This is a genomic window from uncultured Chitinophaga sp. (assembly GCF_937874145.1).
Lineage (GTDB): Bacteria > Bacteroidota > Bacteroidia > Chitinophagales > Chitinophagaceae > Chitinophaga.
In genome coordinates, this window is record NZ_CALNBI010000388.1 from 1 (window position 1) to 16,459 (window position 16,459).

Genomic DNA, 16,459 nt, shown 5'->3' on the forward strand with positions numbered 1-16,459 from the left:
AAGTCTGCCGGAAGGGCGGCAGGTTCGATGAAAGCCCAGGGCCCCTGCAGCCCGCGCGCCTTATACCACCGCCCGGATATCAGGAGATAGTAATGCTGGTCGGCGATATGCAGGAAGATATTGTCGGGCGAATTGGACATATACAGCAGTGCAGTGCCCGCCACCGGCGCAAATGCCGGCGCCCCGCGGCTCTGGATCAGCTCGGCCGGCCGCGTGCTCACAACGATCTGCGGCAGCGAGTCCAGCGGGATGCGCGAAGGCTGGCTCGGGCGCCGGCAAAACCACCATCGCGCGTTTGCTGCTGCGCTTTTTTGATCCCGGCGGGAATGCTGCCGGTGTAAGTATACGCCCCGGTTGCCGCGGGCGCTGCAAACCAGCGGCCGCCAACGAAGAGATAGTATTTGCCGGCATCATGCAGTATGGTGAACGGCGAATTGACCACCCGCTGCAATCCCAGTGCAGCGTCTTTCTCCAGCTTCGGCTGCCCGTCGGTTAATACCAGCAGGCTGGGCATTTCCCGGAATATAATCTCCGGCGGGTCGTTCTTCAGGCCATTGGCGCTGGTGGCTTGCTGGTCGAGCGAGGTAACGAGCTGGTCCATCGACAATTCGAATGCGTGCTTCGGCAATTCCCGCTCCAGCAACGCCCGCAGCCGTGCTACGCCGGCGGAGTCCGCCGAACCGGGGAAGCGCGCGTCCGGGACTTTCAGGCCATCCAATACCACGGAATGCGTGGAGCGGTCGGTATGGATAGCGGCATCCAGCCACACCACGCCATATACGGGCTCCTTACCCTGCTGCGTGACCGACACGGCGGCGATAGCGGTGAGCTTATCCCCGGACAGCGACTGCGGTTGCGGCTGGTACACCACGATGGTCGTTTGCCCGGAGCGGATGGTGCAGGGCCACTGATCCTGCGCGGCAGCGCCGGCGGCTGGGAACAGGAGCAGCGCCAGGGCAGAAAGGAGAAAAGGAATGCGGATACATCGCATGATGATAATTTTTACGGTTGCCGGCAATGCCGGAATAAGGCGATGATCTGCTAATGGAATGTTGCCCGGGAGGGAGGGCGGCGGTAAGCCGGTGCGGTGCGCGGCCGGTGAGATTGGCGCGCCTGCATATGGTAAACACGTCAAACGTACAGATTGTTTGGCGGATGCGATCCATCTCCATGAACCAAAATAATAAGGGCCCCGCTGTTCAGCGGGGCCTGCTTGTATCATACATGTTCCAGCGCCTGGGCGATGTCGTGGATGATGTCGTTGTAATGCTCGATGCCGACCGATACACGGATGAGCTTTTCACTGATCCCGATCCGGTCTTTCTCCGCGTCCGGGATATCGGTATGCGTCATGGTGGCCGGGTGTTCCGCCAGGCTTTCCGTGCCGCCGAGGCTCACCGCCAGCTTGATGAGGCGCAGGTGATTGAGGAAACGGAAGGCTTCTCCTTCTCCGCCTTTCACGTCGAAACTGACCATCGCGCCGCTGCCCAGGCATTGATTTTTGTAGATGGCGTATTGTGCAGCGTCTTTTTCCGCATCCAGCAATCCCAGGTAATACACTTTCTCCACTTTGGGATGCGATTGCAGGAAAGCCGCCACCTGCACGGCATTGGCCTGCTGCTGCTCCATGCGCACCTTCAACGTTTCGAGGCTGCGCAGGAGGAGCCAGCCGGTGTGCGGGCTGCACATGTTCCCCAGGAACGTCCGCAGCACTTTGATCCTTTGTATGTCTCCCGCAGTGCCCAATACCGCACCCGCGATCACGTCGCTGTGGCCGCCGATGTATTTGGTGGCGGAATAAATGACGAGGTCGGCGCCGTGTTCCAGCGGATGCTGCCAGAGCGGCCCCATGTAGGTATTGTCCACTGCGGTTATTACGCGGCGGCCGTGGGTGGAATGGCGTTGCGCAATGCGGGCGCACATGACCATGTCGATGAGTGCGTTGGTAGGATTGGCGGGCGTTTCGATGTAAATCATGCCCAGCCGATCCGGTCCGTTGGCCTGTATGATAGCTTCGATCTCCGCATCGCTTGCGCCTACGTCGAACGAAACGGCGGTGATACCGAACTTCAGGAGAACGTGGTTCATAAAATGATGCGTACCGCCGTAAACGGGCGTGCTGTACAACACCACCTGCCCGGGTGCGAGATATTCCATCAGCACTGTTGAGATGGCTGACATGCCGCTTTCGAACACTGCCGCTTTTTCGGCACGGTCCCAGAGGGCCAGCCGGTCTTCCAGGATCTCCAGGTCGGGGTTGTTGATACGGGAATAGATCAGTCCCGGTTCTTCGCCTTCGTTTTTTGGCCGTTTGCCGTAAGCGATTTCGAAAAAGGCTTTGCCGTCTTCCGCGGTTTTAAACACAAAAGTAGAGGTCTGGAAAATGGGACATTTGATGGCGCCTTCGCTGAGCTCCGGTTTATAGCCGTAGCTCATCATGAGGCTTTCTGGTGCGTATTCGTGTGGATACATGTGGTTGGTTTGTCTGTAAAACTCCCACTTTAAAGAATATACATTGGCATAGCCGAAATATTTAGTAGTTTATGCTGTCGGATAATGTTTAGATAGATGGATATCCTGTAACTTGTGCGTTCTGTGAAAGAAAACAGAGTTTTATGCTATGACACTGGATGAAACCGACAAAAAGATACTCCGCATCCTGCAGCAGAATGCGAAACTGAGCCATAAGCAGATCGGCGACGCGGTGAACCGCTCGGCGACGCCGGTTTACGAGCGCATCCGGAAAATGGAGGAAGCGGGCGTGGTAAAGGGATATGTGGCGCTGGTGGATCACAAGAAAGTGGGCCGCAGCCTGGTGGTGTTCACGGCTGTTCACCTCGACCGCCACGAGCATGAAGTGATCAAGGCTTTCGAAAAGGAAATCGTGCATGCGGAGGAGGTGATGGAATGTTATCATATGACCGGTACCGACGACTACCTGCTGAAAGTGGCCGTGCGGGATATGGACGAATACCAGCAGTTCATCGTGGAGAAGCTCTCCCGCCTGCGGAATATCGGCACCGTGCGCAGTTCGTTCGTGATGACGGAAATCAAGCACGAAACGGCTTTCAAAGTCTGACACTGCTGTACTTACCATAAAAAAGCCCGGGAAAATTATTCCCGGGCTTTTGCTGTAGGAGCAGGAGTCGAACCTGCACGGAGCAGTTAGCGGATAGCACAAAGAAGTAAATGGTTAGTTAATTATGCTATTCGTTTATCCCGTTATCTCCACCCCCGAGACGAGAGGGCATGTCTGCCAGTTTCATCACCCTACAATGTGTCTTTGAAACTGAATGCAATCTACGCAAAGTATTTGTTTTGTTTGTCAATTTCTAACAAAAAATTAAAAACAATAGAAAATATCTAATTAAATTAGTTTTTGGTTGAAAATATTAAATGATATGGCTGGATTCAAGGGCTCAGTTAGAAATCGGCTAAAGCGGGAAATGCGGGGGAATACAGCCTGCCGTATAGGCTTTGGGGTGGGGAGAGGAAATGGCCTCACGGGGAGGCCATTCCTGTTGTCAGGCTTGCAAATGAGTAGTAACCGGATTGTTTTGGTGTATATTATCTATTCAATCAACATGCGGTAGTAGCAGGTTTCCCTTCCGGAGCATGCAGCCCCAGCGCGATCTTCAGGACTTCCGTCACATGATCGATTTCTGCGGTAGTGTTGTACTTGCTGAAAGAAAACCGGATGGTGGTGCAGCTTTCGTTTTTGCCCAGGGCCTTCATGACGTGGGAGCCGCCGGAAGGGCCGCTACAGGCGCTGCCGCCGGATACGCAAATTCCTTCCATATCGAGGCGGAGCAGGAGGTTGTCGCTGGCTTCCGTTTTCGGGAAGCAAACGCTCAGCACCGTATAAAGGGATGCGTCGTGCCCGTTGAAGGTAACGCCCGGGATGCTGGCCACGAGCTGTTTTTTCATATATGCTTTCAGGGAACCGATATGCTGGCTGTCGGTTTTATAATGTTCCATCGCCAGTTCCAGCGCCCGCGCAAAGCCCACGATACCGTGCACGCACTCGGTGCCCGCGCGCATATTGCGCTCTTGTCCACCCCCATGTATAAACGGCTTAACGGCAAGCCCCGGCGCGATATACAGGATGCCGCTGCCTTTGGGGCCGTGGAACTTATGCCCGGAACCCGAAATAAAATGAACGCCCATATCCGGGAGGTTCAGGGGGTAATGGCCCACCGTCTGCACGCAATCGGAATGGAAGATCGCGCCATATTCCTGGCAGAGGGCGCCTACGCGCTTCACGTCGAGCATGCTGCCGGTTTCGTTATTGGCGTGCATGAGCGAAACCAGGCATTTTTTGCCCGCGGCCGCCTGTTCTTTCAGCTGGCGCTCCAGGTCCGCGTAATCCACGATCCCCGCGTCAGACACGGCGACCATCGAATAGGGCACCCCATGCAACTGGCTGTAAAACTCCACCGAATGCAGCACGGCGTGGTGCTCAACGGGGGAGGAAATGATATGGGTGCAGCCCAGGTCGCGCACGGCCGCAGCAATGGCGGTATTATTGCTTTCCGTGCCGCCGCTGGTGAAGAAGATATTGGAAGCCTTCACGCCCAGCTGGTAAGCTACCGACCTGCGGGCGTTTTCCACGGCGATGCGGGCGGCCCGGCCGTAGGAATAGGAAGAGGAAGGATTGCCGTAGTGCTGCGCGAGGTACGGCAGCATTTCCGCCAGTACGGTATCGTCTACCCGCGTAGTAGCGGCATTGTCCAGGTAAATAGTATGGTCCATGTGAGATGTTGCTTGGAATTGAAATGATTCGTTGGAACAAGAGTTCCCGCAGGCCGGAAACTCTTGTTGGTAATGGTTGGTTGGTTTTTGATCGTAATATTTTTAACGGTTGGTCTTTGGCCTTGGGTACCGGAAAGTTCCTATCTTGATACTGTAATATTTCCACTCTAAATTGAAAAATGTTTTTGATATTTGGTGCAATGGCTGATTAAACCGTAAATTTTCCGGTTTTAGTCCCGGAATTGCCTATTTTTGAAGGAGATTGATTATGCACCCGGCCGGAATGCCGAACTTCTTTCAGTTGACCATTTTCAACCTGTATACAATGCCAGACATCGATCAGACGGATCTCGAGATCCTGCGCCTCCTCCAGCACAACGCGGAGCTCACCAACAAGGAGATTTCCTTCAAGCTGCATAAATCCGTGGCCGCTATCCACGAGCGCATCCGGCGGCTCAAGGAACAGGGCTATATCAAGCGCGTGGTGGCCATCCTCGACAAGAAGAAGATCGATAAAGGCCTGATCGCTTTCAGCCATGTGTTGCTGAAAGACCACTCCGCCCAAACCCTCAGCACCTTCGAAAAAGAAGTGGTGAAGTTCCCCGAAGTGATGGAGTGCTTCCAGATGACGGGCACTTTCGACTTCATCCTGCGGATCGCCAGCGCGGATATGGACGAGTACCACGTCTTCTACCGCAAACTCGCCGCCTTGCCCAATATCACTACGGTGCAGAGCTTTTTCGTCCTCTCCGAAACCAAAAGCGAAACCGCTTACCCGATCTGAAGCAGGCCACTTTAGTACTGTTACAGTACGGTATCCCTACTATATCCCTACTACATCCCCGCTAAGCTGTTACGTGGGACTTGTCGGGGTCTTGTCCTAAACAGGGGCATTTGCGCCATCGGGCAAGGAAAGGGGGAAGACGACCGTTGCATTTCCCAGGGATTTTGGCGAACTTCGCTGCTGTTTCAATCAAATTCTGCTCATCCCATTCGTTTTCTCCATCTGCCAGGGCCAAAATTCTATCATTAACAACGCTTCATTGAACGAAGGACACACTACTGACGCTCCAGCATTGTACCAACGGATCGCAGCCGGCGATGAGCATGCGTTCCGGCAGCTCTTCGGGCTGCTGGCGCCGCGATTGCTGTCCCTGGCGCTGCGCATCACCGGCTCGGCAGCAGTGGCCGACGACCTCGTCCAGGAAACTTTCCTGAAAGTCTGGGTCGCCCGCGACCAGCTCACCGGGCTCGCCCAGCCTGAGTCCTGGGTGAAGAAGATCTGTTTCTTCCTGGCCGTCAACCACGTCCGCCGCCAGCAAATCCGCGATAAAGTCATGGACGCCGTGGGGCATGGGCAGCAGCCGGACCAAAACCTCCCGGTGGAGGAGATGGTGGAGTTCCGGCAATTGCTCGCGCTGGTGAACGCCGCCGTTCAGCAGCTGCCGGAAAAACAACGGCAGATTTACCGCCTGAGCCGCGAGCATTCCCTCAGCATCCGCGAGATCGCAGACCAAATGGGGCTGGCCGACAGTACGGTCAAGAACCTCATGGTCATGGCCCTGAAGAACATCCGCGGCTCCCTGCAAAAAGCCGGTTATCCATTGTCTGTCCTCATCCTGATCGAAATCTTGCTTTGATTTGGCCCGTGCCGGAAAAAAGTTTGACTTTTTTCGGTACTACCCGTCCGCCCGATTGTCTGGTATAGATAGGGGGGACAAAACACCATTCGTTTACCACACCCTTTTTACATGGAGAACAACGAACGTTTACAATATTTACTGCAACGCCTCGCAGCCCAAACGGCTACGGAAACGGAGCTCGACGAGCTGGCCAACATGGTGGGCCGCGACGAGCCCGGCGCCGGCATCGACGCCGCGGAAAGTTGGCTGGAAAACCACCGGCCGGAGCTGCAGGCATCCTACGATCATGACCGCTGGATGCGGGTGGCCGATGGCATACTGGATGCGGACAAGCTTCGTCCGGGCCAGGAAGCGCCGCCGGTGCGGAAGGTGTACCACCTGCAACGGTGGTGGTGGGCGGCGGCGGTGGTGCTGTTCGCTGCGGCGGGCATCTGGCTGCTGAACCGCCCGGCGGCCCGCCAGGAAACTGTGATCGCCGGGGAATCCCTGCAGGACATAGCGCCCGGGAAGAACGGTGCGGTGCTGACGCTGGCCGACGGATCGCAGTTGTCGCTGGACAGCGCGGGCAATGGGGTGATTACCCGGCAGAACGGCACTACGGTGACCCTGCAGGACGGCAGCCTGCAATACGCGCCGGAAGACGCGGGCGACGGCGGCATGAAATACAATACCATTGCCACTGCCAACGGCCGGCAGTTTACGATAACATTACCCGACGGCACGAAAGTGTGGCTCAACGCCGGCAGTTACCTGCGGTTCCCGGTGGCTTTCAGCGGAACAGAGCGGCAGGTGGAATTTTCCGGGGAGGGTTGGTTTGAGGTGGCGAAGGATGTGAAGAAGCCTTTCCGCGTGAAGGTGCCCGGCCGGATCGACCTGGAAGTGCTGGGCACTTCGTTCAACATCAATGCATACGCCAACGAGCGGCATAGTTACACCACGCTGGTGACGGGCGCGGTGCGGGTAGCCCTTGCCGGGAAGCCGGCGGGGTCGGTGGTGCTGAAGCCGGGTGAGCAATTGCAGGCGGATGCGGGCGGAATGGATGTAATGCGAAACGCAAACGTGGATAAAGCCATCGCCTGGAAGAACGGCCTGTTTAATTTTGACGGGGTGGAATTGCGGGAAATGATGCGCCAGCTGGCGCGGTGGTACGACCTGGAAGTGGTGTACGAAGGCAATGTGCCGGAAGTGGTGTTTTTCGGGGAGATGAGCCGGAAACTGCAGCTGTCCGACGTGTTGGGGGGACTGGAGCGGTCGAACGTGCATTTCAGGCTGGAAGCGGGCAGGCGGTTGGTGGTGATGCCTTAAAGAAACATTTATCCCTGTACTATAAAACGTAATATTTCACATGGACATGGACTTTTAATGATCAACTAAAAAGAAAGGCCAGCCGGTAAAAAGAAACGGGAGTGCTGCGAACACCCCCGTACAAAATGCCGGTTGCAGAGAAACAGGTTTCGAGACCTCCATTTTTAACAACCAAACGTTGCAAATCTATGCAAAAAACTGCTTTCTGGAGCCGTTGGGACTTGCCGTGCCGGCTCCCGACCAAATTGCTCCGGCTTATGAAACTTACCAGCATTCTCCTTCTTGCCATTTGTTTACATGTATCTGCCAGCACTTTTTCCCAGAGCGTGACGTTCTCGGGCCGGGAAGTGCCGATGAAAAAAGTATTTGCCACCATTAAAAAACAGACGGGTTATGTAGTGTGGGGAAAATCGGAGCTCCTGCAGCAGGCGGGCGCTGTATCGGCTTCGGTACAGAACATGCCGCTGCTGAGCTTCCTGGACCTTATCCTGAAAGATCAGCCTTTGCAGTACAAGATCGCGGACAACACGATTTTCCTGTACGGGAAGAACGATCCCGCGGTGCGGAATGAGCCTGTGGTGCAGCAAACCCCCGTTACCGGGCGCATTACCGACAGTACGGGCGTGCCGCTGATCGGGGCTACGATTGCTGTTACCGGCGGCCGTTCTGCCATCACCGACGTGAACGGGGCCTTTTCGCTGCCGGTGAACGCGGGCAACGTGATGCGCATCAGTTTCATCGGGTATACCACGAAGGCGGTGACCGTCACGGAAGCCATGCTGAAAGCAGGGACCGTGGGAACGGTGGTGCTGTCGGTGGTGACCTCCACGCTCACGGAACTGAACGTAACGGCCAATACCGGGTACCAGTCGATCCCCAAAGAGCGGTGGCGGGGCTTTTCATGCAGAACGGGAATGTGAACATCCGGGGACTTTCGACCTTATACGGAGAGCAGCGGCCTTTATATGTGGTGGATGGGTTTCCTTTTGAAGGAGATCTTAACTACCTCAACCCGGCCGATGTGGTGAATGTAACAGTGATGAAAGACGCAGCCGCGGCTTCTATTTACGGTACCCGCGCCGCCAACGGCATCATTTCCATCACCACCCGGTACGGCAGCGCCCGTAAGCTGACGGTCAACTTCAGCAGTACGATGTTCGTGTTGCCGAAACCCGATGCCGGCTACCTGGATTACCTCAATTCTTCCCAGATGGTGGATCTGGAGCAGGAGCTCTTCAACAAATGGCACCCTTCCTGGAACGACGCCATCAGGCGCTCCGGGAAAAGCAAGGCACTGGAAGCGCTGTACAACCATGAACAGGGCTTTATTTCTAAAGCGGAACTGGATGCGGAACTCAACAAGCTGCGCACCTACGACGGGCAAAGCCAGTTAGAAGACCTCTACACGCGCAACAGCCTGAAGCATCGCCAGAATTTTTCCGCCAGCGGAGGCAACGACGTCCACCAGTACAATATTTTCATGAACTACACGGGTACTAGCGGATCTGGTCTAAAGACCCGCAGCCAGGAAATCAATATCGGCCTGAGGGATAAATTGAAAGTGTTCAAATGGTTGGATGCGGAAATCGGCGCCTCCACCAACTTCAGCAATAGCAAATCCATCCGCGAAACTCCGGAAATGTATTATTCCAACATGCCCTATGAGATCATGCGGTATCCTGATGGCAGTCCTGCCCCGTTCACCAAACTGAAATCTCCCTATGAACTGCAACGATTGCAGGATATCGGGCTGCACGATGAAACGTACTATCCGCTTGAGGAAATGGATAAGGCGAATTTGACCTATAAGTCGAATTATTTCCGGCTGCAGGGCGGGTTTACCGTGAAGATCATACGGGGGCTGTCGCTCGACCTGCGTTACCAAACGGAGCGCGGCAGTTCCTACAATAAGAATTACTACCTGGCGGATTCCTGGTATACTAAAAACATGATCAACGACGCGGCGCAGATGGTGAATGGCGAACTGGTGAAGAACGTGCCCGACGGTGGCCAGGTGTATGAAACCCGTGGAACGCCCAATTCCTATACGGCCAGGATACAGCTGAACTTCGACCGGGAGATCGCACCCCGGCACAGGCTCACGGCATTGGCCGGCGGGGAACGCCGTGCCATGGTTCGGGAATCCACTTCGCTGTTCAAGATGGGATATAACGATAACAACCTTTCTTTCCAGCCAGTGGACGAATACAAGCTCGGCAGCCTCAAGGGTACCGAATCCATTTCCAGCACTTTCTTCTGCAACTATGTCGACGGCACCAATTTCAAACACCGTGAAGAAAGATATGTTTCCGCGTATGCCAACGCGGGCTATACTTTCGACGGGAAGTACAACCTGACGGGCAGCGCGCGTATCGACAATTCCAACCTTTTTGGCACCGATCCCCGGTACCGTTACCTGCCGGTTTGGTCGGTGGGTGCGAGCTGGCGGCTCACGGAAGAAGATTTTATGAAAGATATCCGCTGGCTGAACAGCCTGGCCGTGCGCGGCACCTACGGGTCGGGCGGCAACGTGGCCAGGGCTACGGGGCCTTTCCTGCAGGCGGAAAATCAGTTCAACAACGAAGCCAATGCCAATGGTACGCAAATTACGCTTCCGCCGAATGCGTCCCTGCGCTGGGAGAAGACGATCACCACCAACCTCGGCTTTGACTTTACCGTGCTGAAAAACCGGCTTTCCGGTTCGTTCGATTATTACCTGCGCAGAACCTCCGACTTGCTGGGCGAACAGCAAACGGACCCCACGAACGCTTTCCCGTATGCGCTGATCAACTACGGCAGCGTCCGCAACCAGGGCTATGAAATTGCGTTGAATGCACTGAATGTTGACGGGAAGAATTTTTCCTGGAATACGACCTTGTCACTGAGCTTCAACAAAAACCGGATGACTGAAATCGGCGTCCGCGACATGCGTTACGATTACCTCACGCAGGGATATGGCGTGAACCGCATCGGGTATCCCATGGATGCGGTATTCAGCTTCCGCTATGCCGGCCTGGACCCTACCAACGGATCCGTAATGGTGTATGATGCGGAAGGAAAAGTGGTGAAGAACTACGACGCCAGCGGCAATATCGTACCCAATATGCAGGATGTCAACGGGCTCGTGTTCAGCGGAACGCTTCGCCCCAAGTACACTTCCGGTCTTACCAACACTTTCCGGTACAAGAATTTGTCGCTCAGCGTGATGATCATCGCCAACGGCGGGCACGTGATCCGGGATGTGGCCAATGCCATACAGAATAACCTGGGTACACGCAATGTGGACCGCAGGCTGGCGAACTTCTGGCGCCAGCCCGGGGATGAGAATATCCCCGGTATGATGCCGGCTCCCGATCTGAAAAACACCGGCCAGGGATATTATAACCTGATCTGGTTTGCTGCAGACAAGAATGTGCTGAAAGCGGATTACATCAAGGTGAGGGACGTGGCGCTGTCGTACAACTTCGCGCCGGTGTTGCAGCGCCTGACCAAACTGCAGTCGGCCAAGCTGACGCTGCAGGTACAAAACCCGGTGAGCTGGTTCCGGAACGATAAAGGCATCGATCCTGAAGCGTACACGATCGCGGGGCAGTACGCCAACAGGCTGCTCCCGGTCATGCCTATGTACATGGCGGGATTCGATATCACATTCTAAAAAAACGAGGAATCATGAAGAAGTTATTTCTGTATATCATCTGCATACTGGCTTTGACGGGCTGCGAAAAGTTCCTGAACATCAAGCCGAAAGATAAATTCATTCCGACCACCGTAACTGATTTCGAGAACATGCTCAATTCCGGTACGATGGTGAACTTCGGGGACCAGTACTGGGACCTGATGTCGGACGACGCATTTCTGCCGGAAGGGGAGCCGGGCAACCTCTTTACCAAGCAGCAACCCTATGGCAGGAGGATTTATAAGTTCGACAAAAATCCATATGACCAGGGCTCCAACGACTTCCTCTGGAGCGAAGGCTACAAGCGCATTTTCTATTGCAATACGGTCATCAACAGCATCATGGAAGCCACGGAAGGCACCGACGCCAACCGGAAGGCCGTACGCGCGGAAGCGCTGCTGGGCCGGGCGATGGAGCACCTTCAGCTGGTGAATACCTATGCCCATCATTACAATGCCGCAACGGCTGCTTCCCAGCCGGGTATCCCGATCGCGCTGATAGGAGACATCAGCGCCAAGTTCGTTAGGAATTCGGTAAAGGAAGTGTATGACCAGATCCTGGCCGACGGGCATGCCGCGGTAGCTGACCTTCCGTTGAAAAACAAGCTGACGAAGTTCAGGGCCTCCAGGGCTGGAGGGTATGCGCTGCTGGCCCGTACCTACCTGTTCATGGGAGATTATGCGAACGCGAAGAAGAACGCAGACCTGGCGATTGGGTTGCAGGGACAGCTGACGGACATGAACACCTACCAGGTGATCATCCCCGGGCCTTTCCCCAATATCCCCGGTGCACCGCTGGGCTGGACCAACATCCCTGATGCGCAGAAGAACCCAGAGACCATCGTGGCCCGGCACTTCCTGCGGCCTTTCGGCCTGGGGATGGATGTGTGCGCTTCTCCCGAACTGACTGCGCTCTTCACCAACGACGACAAGCGCTGGACGCTGTACTATGCCGACGGCTGGCCGCCCGCGCCCCCTTTTAATTACATGAACCGTTATGGCGTGAAGATCTTCCTGCGCGGCGATTACTATAATAACTACCTCGGCGTGGCGGAAATGTACCTCGTGCGCGCCGAGTGCCTGGCCCGCGAAGGGAAGAAGGCGGAAGCCCTGGCCGATATCAACAAGCTGCGCCAGCACCGGATCACGCCGGCGGCTTATGTAGCTTACACGCCCGGGGATTTCGGGGATGACAATGAGCGCGTGCTGCGCTTTGTGCTGGAGGAAAGAAGGAGGGAACTGGCGTTTACGGGCATGCGCGTGATCGACCTGAAACGATTGAACAAAGAGCCCCGCTTCGCCAAAACCGTCAAACATACCGCGGAAGGCGTGGAGTACGAACTATTGCCCAACAGCGATCAATATTTGCGGCAGCTGTGGCCGAACGCTACCGTGTTTAACCCGGACTGGCCGTTGAATCCGTAATATAATTATCTGTCCGCTTAACCCTGCATGGCGCCGCAATCCCGCGGCGCCATCTATCTCCTTTTGACGTTTAAAAACCGAACATGCAAGATAATATTGTAAAAATCGAAGGGTTGTTTCACCGGTACAGCAAGGACTGGGCGGTGCAGGACATCCATTTCGAAATCAACCGGAACGGCATCGTGGGGCTCCTCGGTTCCAACGGGGCGGGGAAGTCCACCACTATGAACATCCTCTGCGGCGTGCTCAGCCAAACCCGCGGGCAGGTGCTCATCGAAGGCATTGACATGCGCACCCATCCCGAGGAAGCCAAGAAAAGAATCGGCTTCCTGCCGCAGAATGCACCGCTGTATTTGGAGCAGACCGTAGACGAATACCTCACATACTGCGCACACCTGCGCCTGATCGATAAAAGCAAGATCAAAGCGGCGGTAGACGTGGTGAAGGAACGTTGCGGCGTGGCGCATTTCAGCAACCGGCTGATCGGCAACCTGTCCGGCGGTTACCGCCAGCGCGTAGGCATCGCCCAGGCGATCATCCACCGGCCGCTGCTCGTGGTGCTGGATGAGCCTACCAACGGCCTCGACCCCAATCAGATCCTGGAAGTGCGGCAGCTCATCAAGGAGATCGCATCCGACCGGGCGGTGATCTTTTCTTCCCATATCCTTTCCGAGATCCAGGCCACCTGCCAGGATATTATTATGATCGAAGGGGGGAAGATCGTGTTCAAGGACACGATGGATACTTTCAACAATTACATCGAGCCAGACAGCCTGGTGGCCACGATGGAGAACCCTCCGGCCGCGGAAGAACTGAGGTCCATCAACGGTATCCGGGATGTGGAGTTCCTGTCGGAAAAAACCGTGCGCGTAAGGTTCGAACCGGCGGCGGATATCGCCGAGAGCCTGGTGGAAACAAGTGTTCACCGCAAATGGCGCCTGAAGGAAATCACGCTGGAGAAAAGCTCGCTCGACGCCATTTTCGCCCAGTTATCCAACAAAACCTTTAAACCTTCCGTACAATCATGAGAGTCATATACAGAATCGCCCGGCAGGAACTGAGCCTGTTGTTTCATTCGCCGGTGGCATGGCTGATCCTCATCGTGTTCCCCATCCAGATCGGGGTGAATTTCCTTTATTACATCCAGATGATCGGAAGGGCGCAAAGGATGGGCAACCACTTCAGCGACGTCACCTCCATGGTATTTGCCGGCCTGCAGGAAGGATTTTATCCCGGTGTGAAAAACACGCTGTATTTCTATATTCCGCTGCTGACGATGGGGCTCATCAGCCGCGAGATGCACAGCGGTTCCATCAAGCTGCTGCTGTCGTCGCCCATTAAAGTGCGCGACATCGTGCTGGGCAAGTACCTGGCGATGATGGGTTACGGCGCCATGCTGCTGCTGATCATCGCGGCGTATGGCGTGGCAGGTTCGTTCTTCATCACGAACATCGACTGGATGCTGCTGCTTTCCGGCGCGATGGGGCTGTACCTGCTGATTTGCGCGTATGCGGCCATCGGGCTTTTCATGTCTTCCCTGACCACCTACCAGGTAGTGGCGGCGATCAGTACGCTGGCGGTGCTGGCGGGATTGAATTTCGTGGGAGGGCTCTTCCAGGGGAACGATACCGTGCGGCATATCACGTATTTCATGTCGATAGCCGGCAGAACGGAGCAGTTTATTTTCGGGTTGATCAGCACGCAGGACATCGTGTACTTCGCGATTGTCATCGGCTTCTTCCTCGCCATTACGGGGATGCGGCTGCAAGACCAGCGGGAAGCCCGGAGCACCGGGGCGCGTACCGCGCGGTACCTCGGGCTGGTGGCCCTCTGCTTCGGCGCAGGGTACGTGAGCACCATTCCTGCCTTTACCGGTTATGTGGATATGACGGCTACCAAAACGCACACCCTCGGCCCCCAGAGCCGGGAGCTCATCGCGGGGATGGACAAGCCGCTCACCGTAACTACCTACGTCAACATCCTCGATAACAATTATTACCTCGGCGCGCCGGAGAAGAAGAGCGCGGACGAGCGCATCCTCACGCCCTACCGCCGTTTCATGCCCGACATGGAGATGAAGTATGTGTATTACTATGACTTCTCCAACAACGAAGGGCTGTATAAAAATTACCCCGGCGAAAGCGATGCCGCCATTGCCAAAAAAGTAGCCGACATCCAGGATCTCGATTACAAAAAAGTGCTGAAGCCGGAAGAGGTGCGCAAGATCGTGGACCTCAACCCGGAAGAAAACCGCCTGGTAAGGCATCTGCAATATGGCGACAAACAAACCTTCCTGCGGTATTACAACGATATCCGGATCTATCCCGGCGAGCAGGAATTTACGGCAGCGCTGAAGCGACTCGTAACGCCCGCGGAAATCCCTGTGATCACGTTCCTCCGCGGCAACGGGGAGCGCAGTATCACCAAAGCGGGCGATGCGGAGTTCCGCACGTTCGTCAACGACCTCACGTTCCGGGGAGCGCTCATCAACCAGGGTTTTAACGTGGATACCGTCAACCTGGACCAGCAGGATATTTCCGAAGCCACCTCCGTGCTGGTGATCGCCGATCCGAAAACGGACTTTTCGCCGGCCGTGCAGCAGAAGCTGGATCAATACTTTGCCAGCGGCAGGAACCTGTTCGTGATCACGGAACCGGGGTCTGCAGGCGTGTTGCAGCCTTTGCTCCGCCAGATCGGCATTGAGCCGGGCAGTACGCCGGTACAGGAAGAAAGCCGCGACTACGCGCCGGACTTCATCCTGGCGCGCTTTACCGACAGCGCAGGTGCCATCGCTCCCAGGTTAAGCGCATTCAGGTCCGACAACGGCGTGGTGTCCATGCCGGGCACGGCGCCGCTGCAATACGGTTCCGCTGCCGGTTTTCATACGGTCCCGCTGCTGGAATCGAAAGAGAAAGGCGCGCTGGCCGTGGCTTCCCAGCGGGAGATCAACGGAAAAACGCAACGGATCGTTGTAACGGGCGATGCTGATTTCATGAGCTCCGGCGAACTGGGGCGGCGCAAGCCTTACATCTGGAACCAGCCGCTGATCACGGAAATGTTCCGGTGGTTCACTTACGGTGATTTTCCCGTCAACACCGGCGCTATCCGTTCGAAAGACGCGATCGACAGCGACGACAAGGGCATCATGACCATGCGGATCATCTTCTTCGGCCTCATCCCCGGATCCCTCCTCATCTTTGCGGCGGCTTTGCTGCTGTACAGGAAACGGAGATAGTATGCAATGGATATAGTAAGCGCAGTTGCAGGCCTCCGGGCTTGCAGCTTTTTTTTTTTTTTGCCTACCGGCCAGGGAGCTGGTCCTGCCGCAGCCAGCCCTTGCCTGTGGCAGATTCTGTGAGGAGGAAGCCCATATGGCTGCCCATTACCTGGAGGCTGGCGCCGGCGGGAATGGAGTCGATGATGGCGGCCAGGCTATCGGGCGCATTGAATAGGGCAAGGGCGGTGGGCGCCGTCGCTTTCCGCAGCGGGCGGGTGGAGAGGGATTTGCTTTCGATAAAACCTTCGCGGTTATCGGGCAGGCGAACCTTGTAGCGGCTGGCGGAGGCCGCGAGCATGCGGACTGCCTGGCTGGCCGGTAGTTTTTCGTTTTGTGCGCTTCCGGATTGCAGGGTAGTGGCGCCGGTGGTGCGGGCATATCC

The 16,459-nt window shown here is 55.9% G+C and carries 14 protein-coding genes; 9 read left to right on the top strand and 5 right to left on the bottom strand.

The features are described 5' to 3' along the window. The 3 genes from Q0510_RS18890 to Q0510_RS18900 form a co-directional block, all read right to left on the bottom strand. Nucleotides 1-221: hypothetical protein (locus Q0510_RS18890; protein WP_298715301.1), on the bottom strand; the 221-nt coding region annotated here is incomplete at its 3' end. Beyond that, a complete protein-coding gene (locus Q0510_RS18895; RefSeq protein ID WP_298715302.1) occupies nucleotides 218-991 on the bottom strand; it encodes a hypothetical protein in 774 nt (257 codons plus the stop codon). The genes Q0510_RS18890 and Q0510_RS18895, both read right to left, overlap by 4 nt. A gap of 227 nt (nucleotides 992-1,218) precedes the next feature. Then, nucleotides 1,219-2,472: a cystathionine gamma-synthase family protein gene (locus tag Q0510_RS18900; RefSeq protein ID WP_298715303.1), complete on the bottom strand. Its 1,254-nt coding sequence runs from the start codon at nucleotides 2,470-2,472 to the stop codon at nucleotides 1,219-1,221. A gap of 148 nt (nucleotides 2,473-2,620) precedes the next feature. Between Q0510_RS18900 and Q0510_RS18905 the strand changes: the two genes are divergently transcribed. Beyond that, complete coding sequence (locus Q0510_RS18905) at nucleotides 2,621-3,079, top strand: Lrp/AsnC family transcriptional regulator (RefSeq protein WP_298715304.1); 459 nt, start codon at nucleotides 2,621-2,623, stop codon at nucleotides 3,077-3,079. A gap of 500 nt (nucleotides 3,080-3,579) precedes the next feature. Here the strand turns inward: Q0510_RS18905 and Q0510_RS18910 are convergent, their stop codons facing one another. Then, nucleotides 3,580-4,752 carry a cysteine desulfurase family protein gene (locus tag Q0510_RS18910; protein WP_333863412.1) on the bottom strand — a complete coding sequence of 391 codons (1,173 nt, stop codon included), beginning with the start codon at nucleotides 4,750-4,752 and terminating at the stop codon, nucleotides 3,580-3,582. Nucleotides 4,753-5,077: 325 nt separating this feature from the next. On the opposite strand from Q0510_RS18910, the gene Q0510_RS18915 reads away from it, so the two are divergent. The 8 genes from Q0510_RS18915 (at nucleotide 5,078) to Q0510_RS18950 (ending at nucleotide 16,035) form a co-directional block, all read left to right on the top strand. Further along, complete coding sequence (locus tag Q0510_RS18915) at nucleotides 5,078-5,536, top strand: Lrp/AsnC family transcriptional regulator (RefSeq protein ID WP_298715305.1); 459 nt, start codon at nucleotides 5,078-5,080, stop codon at nucleotides 5,534-5,536. Between the two features lie 259 nt (nucleotides 5,537-5,795). Then, entirely contained in the window at nucleotides 5,796-6,392 is a 597-nt protein-coding gene (locus Q0510_RS18920; protein WP_298715306.1) for a sigma-70 family RNA polymerase sigma factor, read from the top strand. Between the two features lie 111 nt (nucleotides 6,393-6,503). Further along, complete coding sequence (locus tag Q0510_RS18925; protein WP_298715307.1) at nucleotides 6,504-7,700, top strand: FecR family protein; 1,197 nt, start codon at nucleotides 6,504-6,506, stop codon at nucleotides 7,698-7,700. Nucleotides 7,701-7,957: 257 nt separating this feature from the next. Then, nucleotides 7,958-8,620, top strand: coding sequence for a SusC/RagA family TonB-linked outer membrane protein (locus tag Q0510_RS18930; protein ID WP_298715308.1), 663 nt, complete (start codon nucleotides 7,958-7,960; stop codon nucleotides 8,618-8,620). Continuing rightward, nucleotides 8,602-11,355, top strand: coding sequence for a SusC/RagA family TonB-linked outer membrane protein (locus Q0510_RS18935; RefSeq protein WP_298715309.1), 2,754 nt, complete (start codon nucleotides 8,602-8,604; stop codon nucleotides 11,353-11,355). The genes Q0510_RS18930 and Q0510_RS18935 overlap by 19 nt, the downstream gene beginning before the upstream one ends. Nucleotides 11,356-11,369: 14 nt before the next feature. Further along, nucleotides 11,370-12,800: a RagB/SusD family nutrient uptake outer membrane protein gene (locus Q0510_RS18940; RefSeq protein WP_298715310.1), complete on the top strand. Its 1,431-nt coding sequence runs from the start codon at nucleotides 11,370-11,372 to the stop codon at nucleotides 12,798-12,800. 83 nt (nucleotides 12,801-12,883) lie between these two features. Next, complete coding sequence (locus Q0510_RS18945) at nucleotides 12,884-13,828, top strand: ABC transporter ATP-binding protein (protein ID WP_298715311.1); 945 nt, start codon at nucleotides 12,884-12,886, stop codon at nucleotides 13,826-13,828. After that, nucleotides 13,825-16,035 (top strand): Gldg family protein, encoded by a 2,211-nt coding sequence (locus tag Q0510_RS18950; RefSeq protein ID WP_298715312.1) that lies wholly within the window; start codon nucleotides 13,825-13,827, stop codon nucleotides 16,033-16,035. Before Q0510_RS18945 ends, Q0510_RS18950 begins: the two co-directional genes overlap by 4 nt. A 64-nt stretch (nucleotides 16,036-16,099) precedes the next feature. Here Q0510_RS18950 and Q0510_RS18955 read toward each other — a convergent pair. After that, on the bottom strand, nucleotides 16,100-16,459 hold a 360-nt coding region (locus Q0510_RS18955), incomplete at its 5' end, for a hypothetical protein (RefSeq protein ID WP_298715313.1).

What these genes read in the sequence shown, in the direction of transcription:
- Q0510_RS18895 (WP_298715302.1), bottom strand. Translation starts at nt 991, where the DNA reads ATGCGATGTATCCGCATTCCTTTTCTCCTTTCTGCCCTGGCGCTGCTC.
- Q0510_RS18900 (WP_298715303.1), bottom strand. Translation starts at nt 2,472, where the DNA reads ATGTATCCACACGAATACGCACCAGAAAGCCTCATGATGAGCTACGGC.
- Q0510_RS18905 (WP_298715304.1), top strand. Translation starts at nt 2,621, where the DNA reads ATGACACTGGATGAAACCGACAAAAAGATACTCCGCATCCTGCAGCAG.
- Q0510_RS18910 (WP_333863412.1), bottom strand. Translation starts at nt 4,752, where the DNA reads ATGGACCATACTATTTACCTGGACAATGCCGCTACTACGCGGGTAGAC.
- Q0510_RS18915 (WP_298715305.1), top strand. Translation starts at nt 5,078, where the DNA reads ATGCCAGACATCGATCAGACGGATCTCGAGATCCTGCGCCTCCTCCAG.
- Q0510_RS18925 (WP_298715307.1), top strand. Translation starts at nt 6,504, where the DNA reads ATGGAGAACAACGAACGTTTACAATATTTACTGCAACGCCTCGCAGCC.
- Q0510_RS18930 (WP_298715308.1), top strand. Translation starts at nt 7,958, where the DNA reads ATGAAACTTACCAGCATTCTCCTTCTTGCCATTTGTTTACATGTATCT.
- Q0510_RS18935 (WP_298715309.1), top strand. Translation starts at nt 8,602, where the DNA reads ATGCAGAACGGGAATGTGAACATCCGGGGACTTTCGACCTTATACGGA.
- Q0510_RS18940 (WP_298715310.1), top strand. Translation starts at nt 11,370, where the DNA reads ATGAAGAAGTTATTTCTGTATATCATCTGCATACTGGCTTTGACGGGC.
- Q0510_RS18945 (WP_298715311.1), top strand. Translation starts at nt 12,884, where the DNA reads ATGCAAGATAATATTGTAAAAATCGAAGGGTTGTTTCACCGGTACAGC.
- Q0510_RS18950 (WP_298715312.1), top strand. Translation starts at nt 13,825, where the DNA reads ATGAGAGTCATATACAGAATCGCCCGGCAGGAACTGAGCCTGTTGTTT.